Origin of the sequence: Vibrio crassostreae (genome assembly GCF_041439375.1) — a bacterium.
Taxonomy (GTDB): domain Bacteria; phylum Pseudomonadota; class Gammaproteobacteria; order Enterobacterales; family Vibrionaceae; genus Vibrio; species Vibrio crassostreae_D.
Map to the genome: position 1 here is coordinate 80893 of NZ_JBGONY010000014.1, position 21827 is coordinate 102719.

Consider the following 21827-nt stretch of genomic DNA (forward strand, 5'->3'; position numbering starts at 1 on the left):
GCGCCAGATTCGTCTGGCTTTTTTTGTTTTCAAAGTTTCAATTTCAGGTGGTTTAAATGTCAATATTTACATTGGTGGAAGATTCAAGCCGCCGAATTCATGTCCAAGTCGCGAGACAAATTGCTCGCAAAATCTTGTCTGGCGAGTTGAAAGAAAATCAGAAGTTACCTAGCGAAATGGAGTTGTGCGAGATCTTTGGAGTCAGCAGAACTGCCCTTCGAGAATCAACTAAACTACTTTCAGCAAAAGGGTTGATTGAATCAAAGCCTAAAGTGGGCACTCGTATCAAACCAAGAACGCAATGGCACTTTTTAGATCCTCAATTACTGTATTGGATCCAAGATTTAGAAGACACCAAACCCTTCTTATCTCAATTCTTGGGCTTAAGAAAAGCGATTGACCCAGAAGCGTGTGCGCTTGCAGCATCCAACGCTACGGTAGAGCAACGCAAAGAGCTTTCGATCCTTTTCCAAAAGATGACCATTGCCGCAAACGGCTTTGATTATCAAGAGTGGACAACCAACGATCATCTGTTTCACCAAACGATTTTCTTATCGACGGGTAACCAGTTTTACATTCCGTTCGCGAACATTCTTTCGACAATTTTCAAACAGTTTATCGACCACTCTGCCGAAGGCGGTCGCTTCTGTTTAGAAGAGCACAAAGCGATATACGATGCGATTATGTCAGGCAATGCGAATCAGGCTCGAATAGCCTCTCAAGCTTTACTTGATGATGAAAACCAAAAGCTGTCTAGGGTTGAATTAGCCATCGCATAACCAAGATTGACCAGACTGACTCGTGTATCCCAATACACGAGTCAGTCTGTTTTAGCGCCCATTTTTAACCATCCATTACCGTAGTGTTTCATCTTTAAATGTTGAACTCGGGTCCTCTCAGAGAAAACTTACGGTTACACACATAAGGTGTTGTTTGTGTCTACACAATCGTATGTAAGGAAAAATTTCTCTCTCGCCTGGCCCCTAGCCCTAAACGGTATATTGATGCAGTCGATGTTAATGATCGATACGCTGCTGGTTTCTCCTCTTGGTGAAATACCTTTGGCTGCCATGGGAATTGCGACCACTATGGTTGCCTTTGTACTTGGTATTCAAATGGCGCTGGCAAACGGCACTCAGCTAGTATTGAGCCGCGCCGTGGGTTCTGGCATCACCGCTTCATTATCCAAAGCGTTTTGGGCAGGTCTGTTCATCAACTTAGGTATCGCGACAATATTTTGGTTTCTGCTCACCTTTTTAGAACAGCCTTTAATTCAAGCCTTAACCGACGATAAAGCTCTTTACTTAGAAATCAGCCACTACCTTGATATCTCAAAGTATCTCGTCATTTTCACAGCATTAACGCAAGTAATTATCGCCCTATTTAATGCATTAGGAAAAACCAAAATACCGTTTAAAGGGTATTTGATTGAATTGCCGATCAACGCTGTACTTTCTTATGGACTCATTCACGGCTTTTCAAATTTCGAAGGTATTGGTGTTCAAGGCGCCGCGCTAGGCAGTGTTATTGCTATCACCCTTCGCCTTGTGTATCTGGTTCTTTGCGTGTATTTGAGCTCAGCAATTTCACTCAAATTAGACGCCCAGCGCTCTGAGTTCATGACAAACGTTCGTCGTCACTTTATCGAGATATTCCCTGTCGCAGCAAATGTAACCATGCTATTGATTGGCGCAACGATTTATCAGTTACTGTATTCGCAACTTAACATCAACGCGTATGTTGCGATTACTTTGGTGATGCCTTGGATTAGGGCTGTCTCTCAATTTATTACCGCTTGGGCTCACTCTTCCGCAATTACTATCAGCCAAGCGATTGGCTCTAAAAAGATGGATGACCTAGTCAAAAACGTCGATACCAGTATTGATATTGCGGTCGTCATTTCTTTTGTGTGTGCAATCTTGTTCGCAGGATTAAGTCTGGTCATTGGTGACATTTACCCGAACTTGGATGAGTCTACCTATCACGCATTGGCCGTTATCGCCCCACTCTACATCTTCTTGCCGATTGTCCGTGGCTACAACACGGTTCATGGGAATGTATTAAGAGCACTAGGAAAAACGACCGCAGTCTTCAAAATCAACTTTACTGGTCAATGGGTAATTTCAATTCCATTGTGTGCATTGATCATCTTTGGATTAGACGGTTCTATCTTTTGGGCATTCGCTATCCAACCATTCGAAGAAGTCGTTAAAGCTTTCCCATTCCGTCATTTGGCTCGAAAGTCTCTTAAAGAGTTTGATGCCGACAAAGCCAAAGAGTTGATGTATGACTAAACTCCGTATCGAGTTGCCGTCCTAAAACCTTCCTACGCTTTCTGAATACAACCTTGTCTTTTGACAAGGTTGTATTGTTTTAGCTGTACTTTTCATTGGTAGGCTTCACGTACACCCTCATTGATACTAAGGTCACATTAACACCAAGGTCATCTTAAATCTCATAGAAACCAAAAAGACCACTCAACATTCGGTTAAGTGGTCTTCGAAAATATTCCTTAAGGACTGCGTCTAGCTAGCCTATTGGTTATGCTATGTGCTATTTACCGTTCAACTTAAGCGCAGAGAAAGTCACACTGTTGTAATCGCCATTCTTTTTATCGACAGCGAAATCGCCAGTACCGCCACAACCAGGCCCCCATACAGGGTGAGAATCGCTCACGCTACATTGGCCGTATGCGCCCGCTTTGTAGTAAAAATCATCTTCAGCATAGCCCGTTGGTGAATCAAGTTCATCGATGCCCTTACTCAGGTCGATTTCATACTTAACGGTATCGTGACGCTCGGTTTCAAACGTTAGGTACATCATGGTGCCTTTCACTTCCACTTTGTAACTAAACTCTTCACCAAGAGCAATACCCGCTTCACCCGGCTCTGCAGGGTTTTCCCACGTGTTACCCCACACTGGATAAGCGATATCGGCACGGTTAGGATCTTTTTTCTCTAGGTTACGTTCATAGTTCCAGAATACTGAACCCATTTCTTGGTCAGGAAACTTCTTATAGAAGATCTTCAGCGGTTCATTACCATGCCCATAACCGGTTCCAGCTTTGATTAGCTCGTTGTGTTTTTTAGCATGAATCTGACCAACCACAACAGAATGAGCTGGGTATTTTTCTGGGAACTTAGCGTTAACTGAGACGTGATTAACTTTTAATGTCGCTTCTAATGTTCCGCCAACAGCACTGTATTCACTAGCCGCTGGGTGACTCGACAGTGCCCACTGGTTTCCTTTATCAGCCGTATCGATAGAGAAATCTGCGCCTCTTGGCATTTGTCGTAATTCAGAACGCGCATTCTTCGAGTTTTTCGTGGTAATCGCTTGGTTCTGCACTTCAAATACAAGGTTGCCGTCTTTATCAAGATGGAAGAAATCACTATGTGAGTAGCTCATCATGGCTACCCCTTCTATTTCATCAACACGACCATCTTCATTAATATCTGAAGGTATGGTTATTTTCCAATTATGCATATCGAATTTATCGGCAGGTACGGGGTAAGAAACACCGTTATTTGCGAAAGTAACCATTGGTACAGTCGCTAATAACGCCACTGCTAATATGTTTTTCTTAAACATGACTCATCCTTTATTGTTAACAGATACTGAGTACACTCTCAGCACAGAAACTACTTTTGAACACGAATTAGTACTAAATATTTTCTCTTCGACTTAAATAAACCAACCAATAAATAGAATTTACATTTCGCCATCTTTTAACTTTTACCAAAAATTTGGCGGTGGTTTATATCTATATCCCTCAACATGCCCCGTTATGTTTAAACCACAACAACTAGAACATCGATATGAAATTGTGGGAGTATTCTTATATTTGTATTATTTTAACACATACAATCAACTGAGCTTACAAGGTTTGTTAATATGAGAACTGAGTCATGATTGATTTGATTGGTAAGCCTTAAATTGAGATATTCATAACATTTAGCTATATAAATAGGCCATTAGTCAGAACTTTTGATAGATCTCACAGAAATCTACCCTAAGAATAAATACCATATTTGTCATACATTAATTTAATACCATGTAAGGTATTGGTTTGTGAGCCAGGGGTACATTGGATGTATCCAGAATAAAAAAATAATAGTGAGACAAAGGTATGAATTCTGTTACAAAAATTGCTGCAGCTGTTGCATGTACTCTTTTAGCGGGCACAGCTGCTGGTGCATCTCTTGATTATCGTTACGAGTATCGTGCTGCGACGGATTATACAAAGACTAATGGTGATACGGCTCACGTAGACGCTCGCCATCAACACCGAGTTAAGCTAGGTGAAAGCTTTAAGCTGTCAGATAAGTGGAAGCACTCTACTGGTCTAGAACTTAAGTTCCACGGTGATGACTCTTACTATGATGAAGATTCAGGTTCTGTTAAATCAGCAAACAGCCAGAGTTTTTACGATGGCAATTGGTACATCTATGGTATGGAGATCGATAACACTGCGACATACAAAATAGACAATAATTGGTATCTACAAATGGGTATGCCTATTGCTTGGGATTGGGATGAGCCTAATGCTAACGATGGCGACTGGAAGATGAAAAAGGTTACGTTTAAACCTCAGTTCCGCGTTGGCTATAAAGCAGATATGGGTTTAACAACTGCTATTCGTTACCGTCATGAATATGCTGACTTCCGTAACCACACACAATTTGGCGACAAAGATTCTGAAACTGGCGAGCGTTTAGAATCAGCTCAAAAGTCTAAAGTTACACTGACGGGTTCTTACAAAATTGAATCTCTACCTAAGCTTGGCCTTTCTTACGAAGCAAACTATGTAAAATCTTTGGATAACGTACTTCTTTATAATAGTGATGACTGGGAATGGGATGCTGGCTTAAAGGTAAACTACAAGTTCGGTTCTTGGAAACCTTTTGCTGAAATCTGGTCTTCTGATATCAGTTCATCTTCAAAAGATCGTGAAGCTAAATACCGTGTTGGTATTGCTTACTCATTCTAATAATAAAATAGTCAGAATATAAAATAGCCCTCTCCTCTTGTAATTTATTTGGGCATATTTTAATTACTTTATTTTAAATAATAGGATGTTCTAATTAGAATTAGCTTCATCCTAATAAATATTTAACGACTATTCATTATCTATTTCTTATGTGATTTACATATGGATTTAATATCATAAAGAGAATATTTTATGCAGATTTCTAAAGTCGCTACAGCTGTCGCTCTTTCGACAGGTTTATTATTCGGTTGTAACAGTGATGGTTTACCTATTCCGACGGATTCAGGTGCAGGCAGCCAAGAATCAGTACTAACAACGGGTTACTGGCAAATTAGTGATGGTAACTCCGCTTCAATATCCGCGTCATCTAACGCAGATCTACCAAACGTGTATGTTTTCCAAAAAGACGGTAATCATAAATACTATGACGACGACGATGACTTAGGTACATACACCATTAAAGATGCAAGTGCTTCTACCAATAATTATGATGATGAAGCTGGCACTGTTTCTTTTACTTACTATGAAACTGGCTCGTCAACTCTTGAAATTTTAGATGGTGCGTTTACCTTTGATGATTCAGGCGCTCTCACCATTTCAGATAACTCAACTGGTATTGCATATTCAGGTTCAGATCAGACAGAAACCGGGAGTGTACAAGACGCAATCAGCCAAGCGAATGAAGCAAACGGCATCAATGGCTATGTTCAAATTTTAGATACCAACAATGGCGGCGTAAAAAATGATGTTGGTGAGTTGCGTTTAAAACTGTCTGACAGCAGCAAAGGTGCAACGGTAGACACTATTGCATCAGGAAAAGTGACCGTTGATTTAATCTACCAAGTCGATGAAGACACGGCACAGCCAGAAAACGGCTCAGGTAACAACGCTTATATTAGTCTCTACGCTTCAGGTACATCTAATACGAACCTGCACGGCGAAGTTATTTTTAACTCTGGAGAAATTTTCTACCGTTCCACGGTTACCGATAGTAGCGGTAAACCTCAAATTCCTGATGAGCCTGTAGGCACTTACACTTTAGGTGAAGATCTCGCGGTTGAAATCAACTGGGCTAACGGTTATTACACATTCAAGGTCAATGACACCGTATACGACAATAGCGGCAACGGATTTGAGGCTTTCGACAAAGCTGCAGTTACTATCGTGTCATTAAAGCTTGGCGATACTTCCAACACCACACATTACGAATTGAACGCTGACAACTTTAAAGTTTATTCGAATGACACAACGACTGATGAGCTGGTGTTTGAAGATAACTTTAACAATTACCCGAATGGCCAAGCGCTATCAGGTAATCCGTACAACAACAACACAGCGGAAGCGACTGTTATTGTTGACGGTGGCAGTACTGAGCCTGACCCAGATCCTACTGACAACCAGGTAGCGGCTATTACTGATACGGATATTAGCGATACTGGCGAATTACGTTACAAGTTTGATTCAGGAATGACGACAGGCACACATAAAGTTTCTATGTACTATGACGTTGCTGAAACGGAATCGGCTTATGTTTCTCTCTTCGATACTAAAAATTCAACATCATCATTGATTGGTGAATTTAAAATCGATGAAGGGAAAATCACACTCCGTGGTGAAGGCACTCAAGTAACAACATTCACTCCAGGTACATGGATTGACCTTGAAATGTCTTGGGACACGTCAAGCTTGAGTGCTGCAGGCACTTATACCGTTAAGGTAAATGGTACAGAGTATGGTCCTTATACATCACAAAACACTACTCCAGGTGTGGAAGTAACTGCGACAACCATTAAATTCTCATCAAACGGTGGAACAGCAGATACAACTTTATACGTCGATGACTACAAGGTTTATTCCGATACAGCAGGCTCGACTGAAATCTTCTCTGATGACTACGAGAACTACAGCATTGGCGCAGATTTAAGTGCATCACCATACAACTCAAGTACATTCTCTGCAGTTGTTGCTGAAGACCCTCTAAACGCTGAGTAATAAGTTAAGTTAACCTAAAACTCTGTCAAAAATGCCGTCCTAGTGACGGCATTTTTATTTCCATTCAACTGAACTAAATCGTTCATTTGGCAAAAACTAACTCGCAAATAGCCCACTTACCCTCTCCATTAAGAGACTTGTCATTCCATACAAAATTCAAACCTCGAAAGCTCACCAATCCCCGCTTCGACTTCTCAATGTAATTAATAATTAAACTAATCGACATGTTGTTCTGATGCATATCACTAGTAACTTAGGTTAGAAATGGCTCTACATAAATCATGTTGTAACTGCAAGCTCTTCCCTACCTAGATACTACAAGTAGCCTGTTTGCATAGGGTTTAGGATTTAGGATTTAGGATTTAGGATTTAATCACGATATACAAACCAACCTTAAACACCTAGCCATGAGTCGTCGAGAATACTTAATATGTAAATACAAGCTCGTGCGAGCAACCTAAGCCTATCGCTCCCAGCAACATTAGCTTGTAACCGCTATTTACTAAGATAGGCAAATGGGAAGCTATGTTGAAGATTGAGCAAGGGGTGAGCGACAAAATATAGAACTGAGAAACAAGGTTAACCACCAGCCTTTTATCCGAATTATTGAGCGGCCTGTTATTTACCTTACCCAAACGACAGTCACAAAAAAGCCTCCGAACCCTAAGGCTGGAGGCTATTGCGATAGCTTTAATATTAAGTGTTATTCGACCAGATTACTTTTTGTACTGGTCGTGCGATACGTCTAGCTGGTAGAAAGTCGCTTGTGAGTAATCATCTAGGTCGCCGCTGATGTTTTGGTTGTAAACACCGGCCTTGAAGTACATGTACTTGCCGCCTGCGTCGTAGCCACTGTTGCTCATATCAACCACGTGTACAACGTCGTCTTTACCTTCGCGCATTAAAGTAACTGTCATCGTGTTGCCTTTAACGTCAATGCGGTAGCTGAACACTTCGCCAAGCGCGATACCATCGTCACCTACTTCAGCCGTCATATCGCCCACTAGAGGGTAAAAGTCCTCTTTTGTTGCGTCTTGGCTTTCGTGTGCAAAGTAAACTGCGCCCGTTGCTTGGTTTGGCAGTTTACGGTAGTACAGACGAATCGGCTCATCGTTTTGATCGTGAATCTGACCAATGATAAAGCGACCTACTTCATTCGCATTACCCGTCGTTGTCGCGTGGTCGATTTTCAACGTTGCTTCAAGAACGCCGTCGATACCAGCCGCAGCTTCTAAGTCAGACTCAGGTGCGCTTGAGAATACCCAGTTGTTCTTGTTAACACCTTTAGTGCTAATAGACTGATCACCACGACGCATCATTTCACGAAGCTCTGTACGCGCGTACTTAGTGTTTTTAGATGTACGTACACCTTTCACGTAAGCTTTGAATACTAGGCCGCCGTCATCAGCTGTGTAGAAGATTTCAGGGTGTTGGTAACCGTTTGCAAGGTTCCACTCAGAAACGTCATCAGGCTTGCCGTTTTTGTCATGGTCAAATGGTTGAGATAGGTACCAATGCGTCATGTCAAAGTTTTCGCTCGGTGCGTTACCAGCAACTGGTGTCGCTGGCAGGCCTGTTGGAACTGGAAGTGCACTGCGTGTGTCGCATTCAACGGTCGTCTCACAAGGGTAAACCGCTGCTACACCGAAGTTACCAGAGCGTAGATCTTTACGCGCATCTTTACGTGCTTTTTCTGCCGCTTTCATTTCAGCAATAATCACGGCTTCTGCTGCTACCACGTCTGAAGTGATGATATGGCTAGCAGGACATGCGTTGATGCTACAGTTAACCGCCGCTAACCCCGTCACACTGTTCCAACCGTTTTTGGTGTTACCGTGACCAACGTATCTTACGTAGCGTGCTTGCACTGCTGGTTCAAATTGGAAACGCTCTAGGCCGATCGCTTTACCTGAGCTTAGTTGGTTTTCTAGTACCGTTGTCCAGCTTTCGCCATCAACACTCACTTGGATATCAAATTTAGATTGGCGCTGATTACCTTTACTGAAAGATGCCTGAACCGCGTCAAACTCTTGTACTGAACCATAGTCTAGCGTTGCCCACTCGCCGTCACCCGCAGATGACCAACGTGTAGTTAGGTCTTGGTCAACGAGACGATCAGGTCCGTTACCATCATGGCTACTAGCGGAAACAGCAACTGGCGTCAGAAGCGCTTCACCAGTTTCTTTGTTATTTGGAAAATCAGCAGTAGGCGTGCTCGTGCTCGCACAACCAACCGCAAGTAGAATAGAAGAAGCGAGTAAAGTTTTTAGAGTAATTTGTTTCATATTTAATCCATTATTATAATACAAAGACAGCGTTCGTAAGTGAAAGCTAAATCAGCAAACACGAGCTATAAGGCGATTCACCTATCAGTATTTGCGATAACACGAAAATATTACATAATCTTATAATACAAATAAAACACTTCGTTGGATAAATGAGACTAGGAACACTTTCCGATTTTTCCATACTTTAACTGGATCACATTTCCTATTGATAAAAGACAATATATAAAAATTTAGAATGCGAAATGAGCTAGCAAGGGCAGAACAAGCGAGCTGTAATCGTGTGTATTTGCAGGGTTCGAGCAGAACATTTGTCCTTCCAAACACATCACTGTAAGTGTCCAAAAACAAAAAAGACCACATTGTAGGCATCAATATGGTCTTCTTCATTACCGACATGGCTAACCAAACATCAGAGAACTCAGTTATGCTCTGCTCTTAGAGAACTAAAGCTCACATCAAACACTTCACCCGCATAGTCGCTATCAGGCTTAAATTGTGGGTAGATGCCCGCTTTGAAATAGAAAGCGATGTCTGTCGATGTCCAATCTGACGTCAACGATACCGTGTCCCCATCTTTATCTGTGTAATCTTGTCCCCAAGGGACTAAATGAGAAACCGTATTAGTTCCATCTAAATCATGAGTCGCCAAGTAGATACCGTCTTGATTGGCACGAATCGTATATCGCCACTCTTCACTTGCCGAATAAGTACCTAACTCGACACTGAACGGGTCACAGTGATTACAGTCTTGGTTGTTGCGCTCAAAATCAGAGTTCAGTATCACTCTTACTGGCTTATTCTCGCCTTCCCATAACAGCTTCACCAATGCTTGATTGATCTTCCAACCATGGATTTGCCCAACTACCACTTTGGGATCTTGATTATTGATGTTCGGGTAATCTTCAATTCGTAAGCTTGCGGTTAACTCGTGACTGGTAGCGTTCGTTCTAGTGTCGTCCAAATACCAACTAGTATCTTCATCGCTGGTGCTACAATCCGGTTGAGTACTACTTTGATACAACTCCCTTAACTCAGAGCGAATATAGCTAGAATTTTCGGTAGAGGTGCCATAACCCATATCCGCTCTAAAGTGCACTCTCCCTTCATCGGTATTGAAATAAGAAAGGTCAATATCGCTATGATAGACATCGCTATCATTAGCGAGAAGGTCTTTACTCGATTCACAGCGCTCAGGTTCTAGTTCAGCCGCACTGTCACCCCCACTTCCATACCAAGTGTCTTTGCTCGCAGGAATCGTCAACTTCCAATCATTAATATCCCAATCGTTTGAGCCGTTGACCTGTGTGGTGGTGTATCGCAGTGCCTGAAAATGAGCCGTGGCTTCGCCATTTTCAAATTGATTATAGATACCCGCTTTAAAATAACTCAGTAGATGCTGCCAGTAGGTGATGTCTTCGTCGACTTTAACTTCATCGTTCACTTTGATCGAAAGGGTGTTTTCATAAACAGAAAGATCAAACTTAGTGAAGCTATCAAGATCAGCCTCTCCTAAATCATAACGATTATATGAAGTTGCATAACAATCCGAAGAGTCAGCAGCGCTGCTACAGTCAATAGCATTGTTTTTCATGACTGCCCAGTAGTGACCTGTGAGGCCATCTCGTTCTTGCTCCCAAACCACACGCAATAGCGGATGAGGGATATAACCCGTACCACTCTCGTCTGTACCTTTATTGTGGATCTGTAGCACTGTCACTTCATCGTGATCTGCGGGAGAACTCGCCATTGCATGTTCGATATCGGGCAAGCTTATTTCTGCATACAAACTGCGTCTTACGCCTGCTTCATTGATATCGAAGTTTTCTCCTTCACGAACTTCAGAGCGCATCTTGTAGTTCGCCATTTTGAAGATCAGGTTTTCCGTCTCTTCATCCGCGTAAAAATAATCACTGATGTAGCCATCGAAATCCCCATCTTTCACTTCAGAAGTTTTATTACCCTCTGTGCCGTTAGGATCCGATACCTGAAGGTCAGAACTCGAGAGGATGTTTTGATACTTAGCAATATCATAAGGCGCAACAACGCCATAGGACGATCCTGGATTGGTGTTATCAGAAGAGTCACTGCTATCACTTGAGCTGCTTCCACCGCAGCCGTATGTGAGTGAAGCGAGCGCGACGATGAGGATTGGCTTATTCACATTTATCTCACTTATCCATAAGAGTAGAGTGATAATGTATATTTGTACTATTTTATGTCAATTATGAGTTTATCAGAATGTGAGATGCGACAGATGAAGTTATATGAGTAGATTTCACGTAGGGTTTGAGACAAAAACAACGCAGAAAGGCCACTCTAAACTCGAAAGTTATTGAGTGGCTCTTTGACTAAAAATAATATTTAAACTACTGATTTTTAAATATTATTTATGGAAGCAATTAAACTTTAAAACTGCTCATCAGTTCACTGACGCTGCCATTCAGTGTTTTGATTTCAGCGGATTCTGTCAGTTGATCTTGGCTTAGCTTATTGAGCTCTTCGACGAAGCTTTCAATCTTGTGCATGTTCTTAGCGAGACTTTGAATGAGGGCATTCTGCTCGACAGAAGAGCCAGAAATATCATTATTGAAACGACTCACGGTTTCCATCTGTTCTGTTAGCTTCGCCAGCATGTTAACGGCTTGAACCACTTGAGCACGAGTCATCTCGCAATTGCTCTTCGTTAACTCAATCGATTTAACCAAGCCATCCGATTTAGACTGCAACCCAGATAGCGCCTCTTCTATTTCAGAGGTACTGATTTGAGTTCGGTTTGCTAGCGCACGGACTTCGTCAGCCACCACAGCAAAACCTCGACCATGCTCGCCTGCTCTCGCCGCCTCTATAGACGCATTCAACGCAAGTAAGTTGGTTTGTTCAGCAATGCCGCCAATCACAGACACAATCGACTGTATGCTCTGCGTTTCGTTGGCCATAGAGCGAATATCATCAGACGTCGTACCGACTTGCTTCTCAAGATCACTGATGTACGTTTCTGTCACTGTATTGATTTGCTTAGTCTCATCGCTAAACACAGCGGCATCTCGTGCCGCATCTGCCGCTGACTGTGAGTTCTTTTCCACTTCATTTGATGCTTCAGACAAACCATTAATCGCTGAGACCACTTGAACGGTTTCATCAGTATGAACTTTCAATACGTCGCTGGTTTCTTTACAACCTTCTCGAATGCTTAATACCTTGGTATCGAGATCCGAGTTCTTGAATTTCACATCTTTAACCATTTCTTGCAGGCCAATGATGAACAAGTTGATGTCCTTAGCAATATGTCCTAGATCGTCATTGCCTTTCTCAGCAAGCCTTTGAGTCAAGTCGCCATTACCTTGAGAAAGGTCATGAACGATTTTTCGCAGCGACACGATTGGACGGTAAAAACGATTCAGAAGTAAAATCATCAATATCACCGAACCGAATACACAGGCGACAATCAGCATTCGCGTATTCGACATCACACCATTCAACTGATTTAACGCTAACTCAGGATCGATACTGGAAATCATGAACCATTCTTTTTGACTGCCAATATCCACCTTCTTAGCCATCAAGATTCTTGGATTGCCATCAATCACACCTTCAATGAACTGGTCAGGCAGTTCAATTGCACTGCTTAGTTTCATCAAGGCGTCAGCAGAGGAGATATTGGTTTGCGGAAGCACGTTCTCTATTGTGGAAGCAACAACCATTCCTCTCTCATCCACGATGATACCTTTCGCTTCGTAGATGCTATCTAACTGTTTGAGTTGTGTTTCCAAATCGTCAAAACGAATATCGGCCATGATCACGCGATCTTGGTATGAGTACGTCACACCAATCATAGGCACTTGAGTACTCTTAGTGAAAAACAGGTCACTAAAAGATAAACCTGATTTCAATTTTGCCTGTTGATACCAAGGGCGAGTTGTTGGGTTGTATTTTTCTTTGATTCCAACACCGTTAGGGAAAGACTCTGACGGACGAGAAGTGTAAGAACGGCCGTCGTCAAAACCCACTACAATTTTATCAATGCCACCGAGCTTGGCGGCGTAATGCATAAGCGCTTCATTAGGCACTTGATATGGGGATTTCATGAACTCTTGTGCAACGGAATTGACGGTATCTATGGTGCGCTGGACGGTACTTTCTATTTGATTAATTTCTATCGTTAGCGAGTGGTCAATCTCGTTATAAATCGTTTGGTTCACCTGATCAGTCGCTAAGTTAAGCGTAAACCAGTTCGTAAATGCCAATGCACTAGAACTGACGATCGCTACCATTAAAATCAATTTTCCTTTAAACCCTAGAGACAATTTTGAATTCATAAAACTCATCATCCATATCAACCTATATCTATTATTTTCATCCGAATGAAATGGTCATTTTTAAGATTTTCGAAGATACGGGAAGCGAAACTTGTTCATGCCGATCCATCGTCACAACCATCGATTTAATTAATATTGTATGTTTAATTAACTGCACTTTCTGTGAGCGATATTGATATATTAAAACTGGCTAAAACCACCCTGTGACATAGGTATCATTTATGAATATGGACTTTTAACTCGATTGGGAAAGAATAAGTAAATCACTAAAAATGATCGACTTTTGAATAACAAAACAACAACTTCGCCGATAATGCCTCTACTTAAATTATTCATATAAATCTCGATTCGCTGACTAGGAAAGTGAGCATTAAGTCACATTTTCACTAACCAACCATTCACTAAAGGAATTCAATCTCTAGATTTATTTGTAATACAATAACCCCTACTGTATGGTGTATTTGAATCATAACTTAAGTTCTTTCTGGATGCTTTTGTGCAATTCAAAGTGGTAATTGAAGCAACTCGCTTTAAGGTCATTGAACACGTTTAATGTAGAAACTGTCGGGGGATCTCGTTAATCGTTATTTCACTTATCTTGTTCATTGGTTTTTCCAGACGGCTAGTCCGAATACGCCCACACAGTCACCAGCTGTGTGGGCTTTTTTTTGTTTTGTGATTATTGCTTCGGGTTTTGGTTATCGATCTACGCTACAACCTATCGCGCAGTAGTGACGGTATTAGAGATTTGAGCATGTGAGAATCAGCTGATCCCTAATAAAGCGCGTCTAGAACAAAGAATTTCTGGAGGCGTTGAGTGTTAGCAAGCAGCTTTGCAGCATTGAAAATCGAGATTAAATGAAAGTCGGAACAGGTAGAGTTTTGATTAGATAGAACAAAAGGAAGCAAAAAAGTAGAGCTAGAAGAATAATACAGATGGTAACGGGCTTTGCGAAAAAGAGTGAAACTGTGGGAGTAAGCTGGGAATTGTAGTTGCAGATAAAGCGGCATTTGAGATAAAACGGTCTTGTAGATAAGACCTGGTATAGATAAAAACGAACCTCGCTGAGGTATCGCCGCCTAAAAGACAGGCAATACCCTAGCGAGGCCGTACGTCGATTACTTCTCTAGTTTAGCGAAGTAGTCGAAGATTACTGGTACATCGTTGTTACCCATGCCTGCATCAACAGCAGCTTGTAGGCTTGTTGCAGTACCTTGAGCGATTAGAGACTCAGTACCTAGCTCTTCACAAAGAGCAAGGAAGTAACCAAGGTCTTTGTTTGCGTTAGCAACTGAGAAACCTAGCTTCTCTTCGCCGTCTACTGCGTAGAACTTACAGAATTGCATGAACGGAGAGTTAGATGGACCTGCAGACATGATGTCAAACAGTTGTTGGCCATCAACACCAGCGCGTTGAGCAACAGCGAAAGCTTGAGACATAGTCGCAACAGTCGTCATACCCATGAAGTTGTTTACAAGCTTAGTCACGTGACCAGAACCTAGAGCGCCTAGGTGGAATACGTTTTCGCCTTGCTCTTCAAGAACAGGTTTAACTTTGTTGAAAGTTTCCATGTCGCCAGCAGCCATGATGTTCAGAAGACCATCTTTAGCGTGTGCAGGAGTACGACCTAAAGGAGCGTCGATCATGCCCGCGCCTTTTTCAGCAAGAGCTGCGCCGATTTTCTTAGTAGAAGCAGGAATAGAAGTACCGAAGTCTACTAGTACTGCGCCTTCTTTGATGCCCGCTAGAACGCCGTCTTCGCCGTAAACGATTTTTTCAACAACAGCAGAAGTTGTCAGACAAAACTGAACGATGTCACTTGCAGCAGCTAGTTCTTTAGCAGAAGTGAATGCAGTTGCGTTGCCGCGATCTGTTACGCGAGCAACAGCTTCAGCGCTTAGATCCATTACGTTTACGTGGTAGCCGCGCTTTTGTAGGTTTTCAACCATGTTGCCGCCCATAAGACCTAGGCCAATGAAACCGATTACAGGTTTAGTCATGTTCAAACTCCAAATATAGTATTGTATGATTATATGCTCATTATAATAACGACGTCTTTCTCGTTACGCAATAGTTTTAGGGCATTGATTTGATGGTTAGACGCAAGTTGTGACGGGGGTTCACTTTACGAGAAAATATGGGTCACGCTTTATACTTACAGGAACTATTTACCACTTTAAAAACCGTCTATTGATGACATAACATACGTTAAATGTCATACGATTAGTAAGAACAAGCTACGCCTTTACCTATGTATAGTTCGCTACTTCCTTACTCAGCCAGTGATTAGACTGTTCACGGAAAAGTAAGTCATAACAATTGCTAGGAAACAGGCGTTGGCGCCCTGTTCTTCTAACAGAGCGATACATGCGAGTCTCTTATACGACTCCTGCACATTTCATTGAGCATAGTGGCTAAGTACATGCCCGGGCTTTGTGTGTATCAATGTCCAGATTTAGCCTTGAGCCACTGACTTAGCATCGAGAAGCTATTTATCTCTGGCCAATTAAGTTATCTTTCAACCTGATCGGTTTGCCACTTATCCAACTTAACTGACTTATCCAACTCCAACTTAATTCGCTAGCCAAACAAAAAAACTCCGAGCTTTCACTCGGAGTTTTTAGTATCTAACTTCTGTTACTTCAGCGGATTACAGTTCGATTGAAACCGTTTCGCCGTCAACATTGAGCAGTAGCGTGTTGCCTTCAAGCTTGTGAGACACTTCAACTTGCTCGCCTTCGTTCTTATTAGGAACAAGAAGCGTCAAGATATTGTGCTCTTTCGATGGCTTGAATTCCACTTCCACGTGACGGTGGATCTCAAGATCTTTAAACTCGTATGGGTCAACTTCGCCAAAGCCTTCAACGTTCTTAACTGAAGTGATGTTATCAGCAGACTCGTTGATGAAGTTTACGTCTAGGTGCGCAACTTCGCCACGGATAGTGAAAGACTTGTCTGCCACTTCGTTTGCGAAAGTTGTGTGCATTAGCCAAGTCATGTCTTTCTCTTCAGAAAGCGTTGCCTTGTCTTGCATTACGAAGACTTTACCTTGAACGAACCAAACCTTACGCTTGTAAGATTCAATTTCAGGAACGAAGTACTTGTAAGATGCCGTTGCATCACCTTCAACCATCTTCACATCAGATTCTGTGTCAAAGTCAGAGATAGTGCCGCCCGCTTCGATACAGAAGCGATCTTGGTGGTTTTCGTAGCCTGTGTTCTTGTTCTCGCCGTACTGACCTTTACCGCCAAATAGTGGCAGGTTTTTAGAGAACGTTTGACGACGCCACTTAGTGTGCATGTCTACACCGAAACCACCGTAGTAACCTGTTACTGACGCTAGCGTTTCACCAAATGCGTGAAGCGTAAATGCGTTTTGGTCACCGTGAGAGTGGCTGATTGAGCCAAACGGAGAACATTTGAATACCATGTGAATATGGTTATCACGCTCAGTCATCTTGTTGTGGAATGCAGCCCAACCCGTGATTGGGAATACTTTCAACATTGGATCGTTCGATGGGGCTTTCTCTTCAGGTGCATCCCAAAGGAAGTTAAAACGAAGATCGTCATAACCGAAGTCCCACCAACCGAAGTTGTAGAATTTGGTGTGTGCTTCAGTATCACGGCCTTTCAGTTGGTTGTAGTACCAAACGTACTCAGACTTCAGGTTAACACCTGCGTAGTGCTTGATGTTGTAAGCCAGTTTTAAACCTGGGAAATCGCCGATTGAAGACTGGTCACAGAAGCTCGCGCGCTTAGAGTGAACTGGCATGCAGTAAAGCGGGAAATCACCTGTGTTTTCGTAGAATGTTTTGTTAAACATGTCTACACCACAGTATGCTTTCAATAGGTCGAATGCTTCGCCTAGGAATGCAGTTTGCGTGTTCCAGTAATCAGGACCTTCAGTCCAACCGCCGTCTACACCGCCCCATGGTGGGTAATGTACTGCGTAGTATTCTAGCGCGTATGCAATGTACTCGCCTGCTTTCGGGTGATCGTGGTAAAGCGCGATACACGTTGGGATGATCGCAGAAGAGATAGAACGAACACAGTGGCTGTTTAGTGGGTTGTTCAATAGATCAACCGTCACTTTCAGGTGGTGCATGATTTCGTCTAGACGCTCAATCAAAGCATCTTGAACTTGCTGGCGTTCTTCATCTGTGAAGTAGCCGTGTAGCCAATCGTAACCCCAAGCCATAGCAGCGATAACACGGAAAGCCGCTTCATCGTTATAGCCACGAGAAGTCACGCCTTCTGGATCGTACGTAGACAGTTTTAGAGTCCAAGCTTTTGCTTTCGCAATGAGCGCTTCGTCTTCTTTCACAACACCAGCAATCGCTAGGTTACGTGTCGCGTTCAGTGCCATTTGGCAATCAACGTACATTTGACGCCAATAAGGACGCCATAGAGAAGCTTTACCTACCGTCTCAGCTGGGTACGCTTGAGGTTCTTCAAAAGGAGCAGTCTCAAGGAACTTAACGGTAGAGTTGTTGTAGAAATCATCAAACATACAGTGAGCTTGATCAGCTTTCACTTTTGCTTTGAATTCTTCTAGCTGATCAGCTGAACAAGAAGACGCGGACGTGCTTCGCTCAAGGTGTCTAGGAATGATAGGTCGAAGTCACGTGTTTGAACTTCGATAGGGAGTAGGTCTACAAGATTACCTGCTGAAGTATCGTTTTCCAGCTTCATCTTCCTGATTGCATCAAGAGATTTTTGGTCGCTCATTCTAACTCACTTATTTTTCAAGTTGATTGAAAGGAATTAGCAATAATATACATCTTATTGTATGACAATTGAATATATTTCGATTCGATTGAACCACTTTGTACAGTTTTCGTGATTTAGGTCAGATATCTTTCACCTGACGGTTTTCCAGTTCCGCAGAATAAAAAAATGCGACGCCCTTTTGAGTCGTCGCATTCTATTATAAACGTTTTCTATGTATTAGCTTTCGGTTACTGCTTTCGCTTGCTTGCCGCCATCATCGACCGCTTTCACAAGTAGAACACCAACACCACCAACAATCACACCACAAAGGATGAAGACTAAACGTCCCCACATTGGGTTCGTCAGAAGAGCCATCAACATGATACCAACACCCGCTACCGCAATCAGTTTACCAAGCATTTGACGTTGTTTGTTATCCAACACTTTTTGCTCTGCCGATTCTGCTACTAATGGTGTATCTAAGTTGCCAAAGAACTTATCAACATCCGCTTGACGTTCTTTTGATAGAGGCTTGTAGAACATCGTAGATAGTACGAAGAAGCCACCGGTTAGCGTGATGTGAGCAATGAGACCAATCGCAACTTTAACATCAGACCATTCACGTCCTGTTAGAGTATCAAGACCAAACGCCGCTGCTACCATCTCCGCGTTGATAACAAAACCAACCACATAAGATACGGTACCACCAACAACTAGCGTACCCCAGCCAGCCCAGTCCGGAGTCTTCTTGATGAAGAAACCAAGGAATGCAGGAATCGTCATAGGGAAGCCGATTAACGCACCTACGTACATCATCGTATCAAACAGGCTTAAGCCTTTTAATGAGTTGATGAACTGCGCAATTAGGATAATAGCGAAACCAAATACCGCTGAAGTAATTTTAGATACGGTTACTAGTTCTTTCTCTGATGCTTGACCTTTACGAACGATTGTTTCGTAGAAGTTCTTAACAAAAATACCTGAGTTACGGTTTAGACCTGAGTCCATTGAAGACATTGTCGCTGCAAACATCGCGGCAACTAATAGACCAACCATACCTGCTGGCATGTACTCTTGTACGAAGTATAGGTAAGCAAAGTCGCCCGCTTTTTTACCTGCATTAGGGTAAGCCGCTGATAAATCAACACCTTGGCCTGCAATGAACCAAGAAGGCATGAACCAAATAAACACACCACACAACATCAACACACAAGCAAGCAATGCAGCTTTCTTAGCATTCTTTGAATCTTTTGCTGCTAGGTAACGGTATGAGTTAAGCATGTTGTTCGTGATTGAGAACTGCTTAACGAAGATGAAGAATGCCCAAATAGTAAAGATGCTTAGGTAGTTGATGTTGTTGCCCCAAAGGAACGAACCACCATCTTGTACTGGGAAGTTGTTAACAATCTCACCAACACCGCCACCTTGAACAACCGCTACAACCGCACAAGTTACCGTTACCGCCATGATGATAACCATCTGCATGAAGTCAGATGCGATTACCGCCCATGAACCACCTGTTACCGACATTGCCAATACCACAAGGCCAGTCACCCAGATAGTCATGTTCATGTCGAAACCGAAGATACCCGAAGCGATGATTGCCAATGCGTTTAACCAAACACCCGCAGATACCACTGAGTTCGGCATTGAAGACCAAGTGAATACTTGTTCGTTGGTCGCACCAAAACGCATACGAATCGCTTCGATTACCGTAACAACGCGAAGTTGACGGAATTTCGGCGCGAAGTACGCGTAGTTCATGAAGTAACCAAATGCGTTGGCTACGAAGATGACCGCTACAGCGAAACCATCATTATACGCTTTACCTGCTGCACCGGTGAATGTCCATGCACTAAACTGGGTCATAAAGGCGGTTGCACCAACCATCCACCACAACATGTTACCGCCCCCGCGGAAGTAGTCGCTAGTAGTACTTGTAAATGTTCTAAACATCCAACCTATCGCAATCAAGAATAGGAAATAAATGCCGACAATAATCGTGTTGAGTTCCATCGTGTATCCTTTGTCCGTTTTAATTTGTTACGAGGACTATAGGAAATTCGACCCTTTATTTGTAGTACAATAATCCAAATAAGTGATGGTGATCTTATTTTGATTGATTAAGTTAATTATATATATGACATAGGATGGAATATGGCTAATCCATTAAGGAAATTGTTAGGGTTTTAGGTAAAAACTCAAAAGATCAAACACTAAAAATAAACTTCACCTTAAAAACAACAACTTAAAACAAAAGTGAGACTTTGCACACTTATGAACAAATACAACCAAACACATATAAACATAAAGATCTCAAAAATAATAAAAGAGAATCCTTGACCAAACCCACATCATTCATCACACAATAAACCAGTGTTTTTTACGAAATCGAGCGGGTAATATCATTAGAATTCAATTTAAATTTGTGTAGTGCTCTTATCTTTAGATCTAAATATAAATGGATGAGAAATCACCTCAATCGAATGACTATTTCAACCATTTCCTGATGAGTTAAGAGAGGAAATTTAAGCTGCTGTCTCTGGGAGTGATAAAGAGAACGTGCAAAGATTAGAGGGCATTGAGCAACCCGAATAGCTAAAGAAAGATGGAAAAATGATTGAACCAAAACAGTGCAACACGCTGCCTAAAAACAAAAAGATTAGCTCGCTAACATGTTCGTAAGTATCCCATTGTTTTACAGGGTGCTCGATTATCACGCCAAAATTTTCGCCCATATGAATAAACAGAACGGTGACCATATGATGGTGAACTCATATCTAAAAAATCAACCAAAATAAAACTGGGTCTTTGTGCATTTATATCCAGCTTTAAAAAAGACCAGAATCACACTATTTCCGAAACAATATGGTTAAAACAAGATCGAAGTCTAGTTAGAAGACTTCCGGTTGTGATCGCTCCGCGCTTCCAAGCTTTCGTTAATTGAAGAATTATTGTCATACAATATTCTATATACCTAACCAGACATAAGGACATGTGGCATGCGCTCAATGAAAGATATCACTCAAGACGCTATCGATATCGTTAAACCCTCTATCGACAAACTGTTTGAAAGAACCAATAGAAAAGAACTGCATATTGTCGTTATGAATCCACATCTCAAACCTTGGGAAGCCTCTTTCGAAGACGCCATTCTTTATGAAGAGTCTTTAGGAACCCCTGATAACTGGACTATCAAGTTTGATCACCTTGCTCGTAAGAAAGCTCAGCAAGCATGGCGAGAATCGACAAGCAATCTAACACTTCACTCCCAACACCCATCTTCATTACGTGACGAAGACTTACTGTTTTATGGTTCGTTTGTTTACGGAAACGTGGTTGTTGCCTGCAGTGGCGTACAACAATGGTATGACATGCTGATCAGTGGCTGGATAGCGGTAACTATTGAACAGCTAGCAATGCACGAATACCAAACAGAAAAAGCAGAAAACCCTACAAAAACATATCGCTAATAATTAGGGCGTGTTGATCTTTCGTGAGTGTTTTTTGAACAGCATGGTAAAGAGTTA

General features: G+C 42.2%; 11 protein-coding genes and 1 pseudogene. 5 read left to right on the top strand and 7 right to left on the bottom strand.

Annotated elements, in window-relative coordinates; genetic code table 11:
- Positions 1 to 56 precede the first annotated feature (56 nt).
- Both ACED45_RS08570 and ACED45_RS08575 read left to right on the top strand, forming a co-directional pair.
- Positions 57 to 779 carry a FadR/GntR family transcriptional regulator gene (locus ACED45_RS08570; RefSeq protein ID WP_004733529.1) on the top strand — a complete coding sequence of 241 codons (723 nt, stop codon included), beginning with the start codon at positions 57 to 59 and terminating at the stop codon, positions 777 to 779.
- Positions 780 to 926: 147 nt separating this feature from the next.
- Entirely contained in the window at positions 927 to 2294 is a 1368-nt protein-coding gene (locus ACED45_RS08575) for an MATE family efflux transporter (protein WP_371693255.1), read from the top strand.
- 259 nt (positions 2295 to 2553) lie between these two features.
- Here the strand turns inward: ACED45_RS08575 and ACED45_RS08580 are convergent, their stop codons facing one another.
- The gene (locus ACED45_RS08580; protein WP_004733527.1) at positions 2554 to 3591 is read right to left on the bottom strand and encodes a polysaccharide lyase family 7 protein; all 1038 of its coding nucleotides are present in this window, start codon (positions 3589 to 3591) and stop codon (positions 2554 to 2556) included.
- Between the two features lie 538 nt (positions 3592 to 4129).
- Here ACED45_RS08580 and ACED45_RS08585 point away from each other — a divergent pair.
- Positions 4130 to 4990, top strand: a complete 861-nt coding sequence (locus ACED45_RS08585) for an oligogalacturonate-specific porin KdgM family protein (protein WP_004733526.1) — start codon at positions 4130 to 4132, stop codon at positions 4988 to 4990.
- Positions 4991 to 5182: 192 nt separating this feature from the next.
- Complete coding sequence (locus tag ACED45_RS08590; protein ID WP_371713769.1) at positions 5183 to 6982, top strand: hypothetical protein; 1800 nt, start codon at positions 5183 to 5185, stop codon at positions 6980 to 6982.
- Between the two features lie 716 nt (positions 6983 to 7698).
- On the opposite strand, the gene ACED45_RS08595 is transcribed toward ACED45_RS08590, so the two are convergent.
- The 6 genes and pseudogenes from ACED45_RS08595 to ACED45_RS08620 all read right to left on the bottom strand — a co-directional run bounded on the left by ACED45_RS08595 (position 7699) and on the right by ACED45_RS08620 (position 20313).
- Positions 7699 to 9267: a polysaccharide lyase family 7 protein gene (locus ACED45_RS08595; RefSeq protein WP_102503948.1), complete on the bottom strand. Its 1569-nt coding sequence runs from the start codon at positions 9265 to 9267 to the stop codon at positions 7699 to 7701.
- A gap of 421 nt (positions 9268 to 9688) precedes the next feature.
- On the bottom strand, positions 9689 to 11431 hold the full coding sequence (locus tag ACED45_RS08600) for a polysaccharide lyase family 7 protein (protein WP_371713770.1): 1743 nt from the start codon (positions 11429 to 11431) through the stop codon (positions 9689 to 9691).
- Between the two features lie 238 nt (positions 11432 to 11669).
- Entirely contained in the window at positions 11670 to 13541 is a 1872-nt protein-coding gene (locus ACED45_RS08605; protein ID WP_371713773.1) for a methyl-accepting chemotaxis protein, read from the bottom strand.
- A gap of 1164 nt (positions 13542 to 14705) precedes the next feature.
- Positions 14706 to 15587, bottom strand: coding sequence for an NAD(P)-dependent oxidoreductase (locus tag ACED45_RS08610; protein WP_004733521.1), 882 nt, complete (start codon positions 15585 to 15587; stop codon positions 14706 to 14708).
- 650 nt (positions 15588 to 16237) lie between these two features.
- Positions 16238 to 18315 (bottom strand): annotated as a pseudogene (locus tag ACED45_RS08615) (DUF4962 domain-containing protein).
- A gap of 219 nt (positions 18316 to 18534) precedes the next feature.
- A complete protein-coding gene (locus ACED45_RS08620) occupies positions 18535 to 20313 on the bottom strand; it encodes a sodium:solute symporter family transporter (RefSeq protein WP_371713771.1) in 1779 nt (592 codons plus the stop codon).
- A 986-nt stretch (positions 20314 to 21299) separates the two neighbouring features.
- Between ACED45_RS08620 and ACED45_RS08625 the strand changes: the two genes are divergently transcribed.
- The gene (locus tag ACED45_RS08625; RefSeq protein ID WP_017077171.1) at positions 21300 to 21770 is read left to right on the top strand and encodes a hypothetical protein; all 471 of its coding nucleotides are present in this window, start codon (positions 21300 to 21302) and stop codon (positions 21768 to 21770) included.
- The last annotated feature ends 57 nt before the right edge of the window (positions 21771 to 21827 follow it).

Coding starts and splice junctions, on each gene's coding strand:
- ACED45_RS08570 (WP_004733529.1), top strand. CDS start 57: ATGTCAATATTTACATTGGTGGAAGATTCAAGCCGCCGAATTCATGTC.
- ACED45_RS08580 (WP_004733527.1), bottom strand. CDS start 3,591: ATGTTTAAGAAAAACATATTAGCAGTGGCGTTATTAGCGACTGTACCA.
- ACED45_RS08585 (WP_004733526.1), top strand. CDS start 4,130: ATGAATTCTGTTACAAAAATTGCTGCAGCTGTTGCATGTACTCTTTTA.
- ACED45_RS08590 (WP_371713769.1), top strand. CDS start 5,183: ATGCAGATTTCTAAAGTCGCTACAGCTGTCGCTCTTTCGACAGGTTTA.
- ACED45_RS08595 (WP_102503948.1), bottom strand. CDS start 9,267: ATGAAACAAATTACTCTAAAAACTTTACTCGCTTCTTCTATTCTACTT.
- ACED45_RS08605 (WP_371713773.1), bottom strand. CDS start 13,541: ATGGTAGCGATCGTCAGTTCTAGTGCATTGGCATTTACGAACTGGTTT.
- ACED45_RS08610 (WP_004733521.1), bottom strand. CDS start 15,587: ATGACTAAACCTGTAATCGGTTTCATTGGCCTAGGTCTTATGGGCGGC.
- ACED45_RS08620 (WP_371713771.1), bottom strand. CDS start 20,313: ATGGAACTCAACACGATTATTGTCGGCATTTATTTCCTATTCTTGATT.
- ACED45_RS08625 (WP_017077171.1), top strand. CDS start 21,300: ATGCGCTCAATGAAAGATATCACTCAAGACGCTATCGATATCGTTAAA.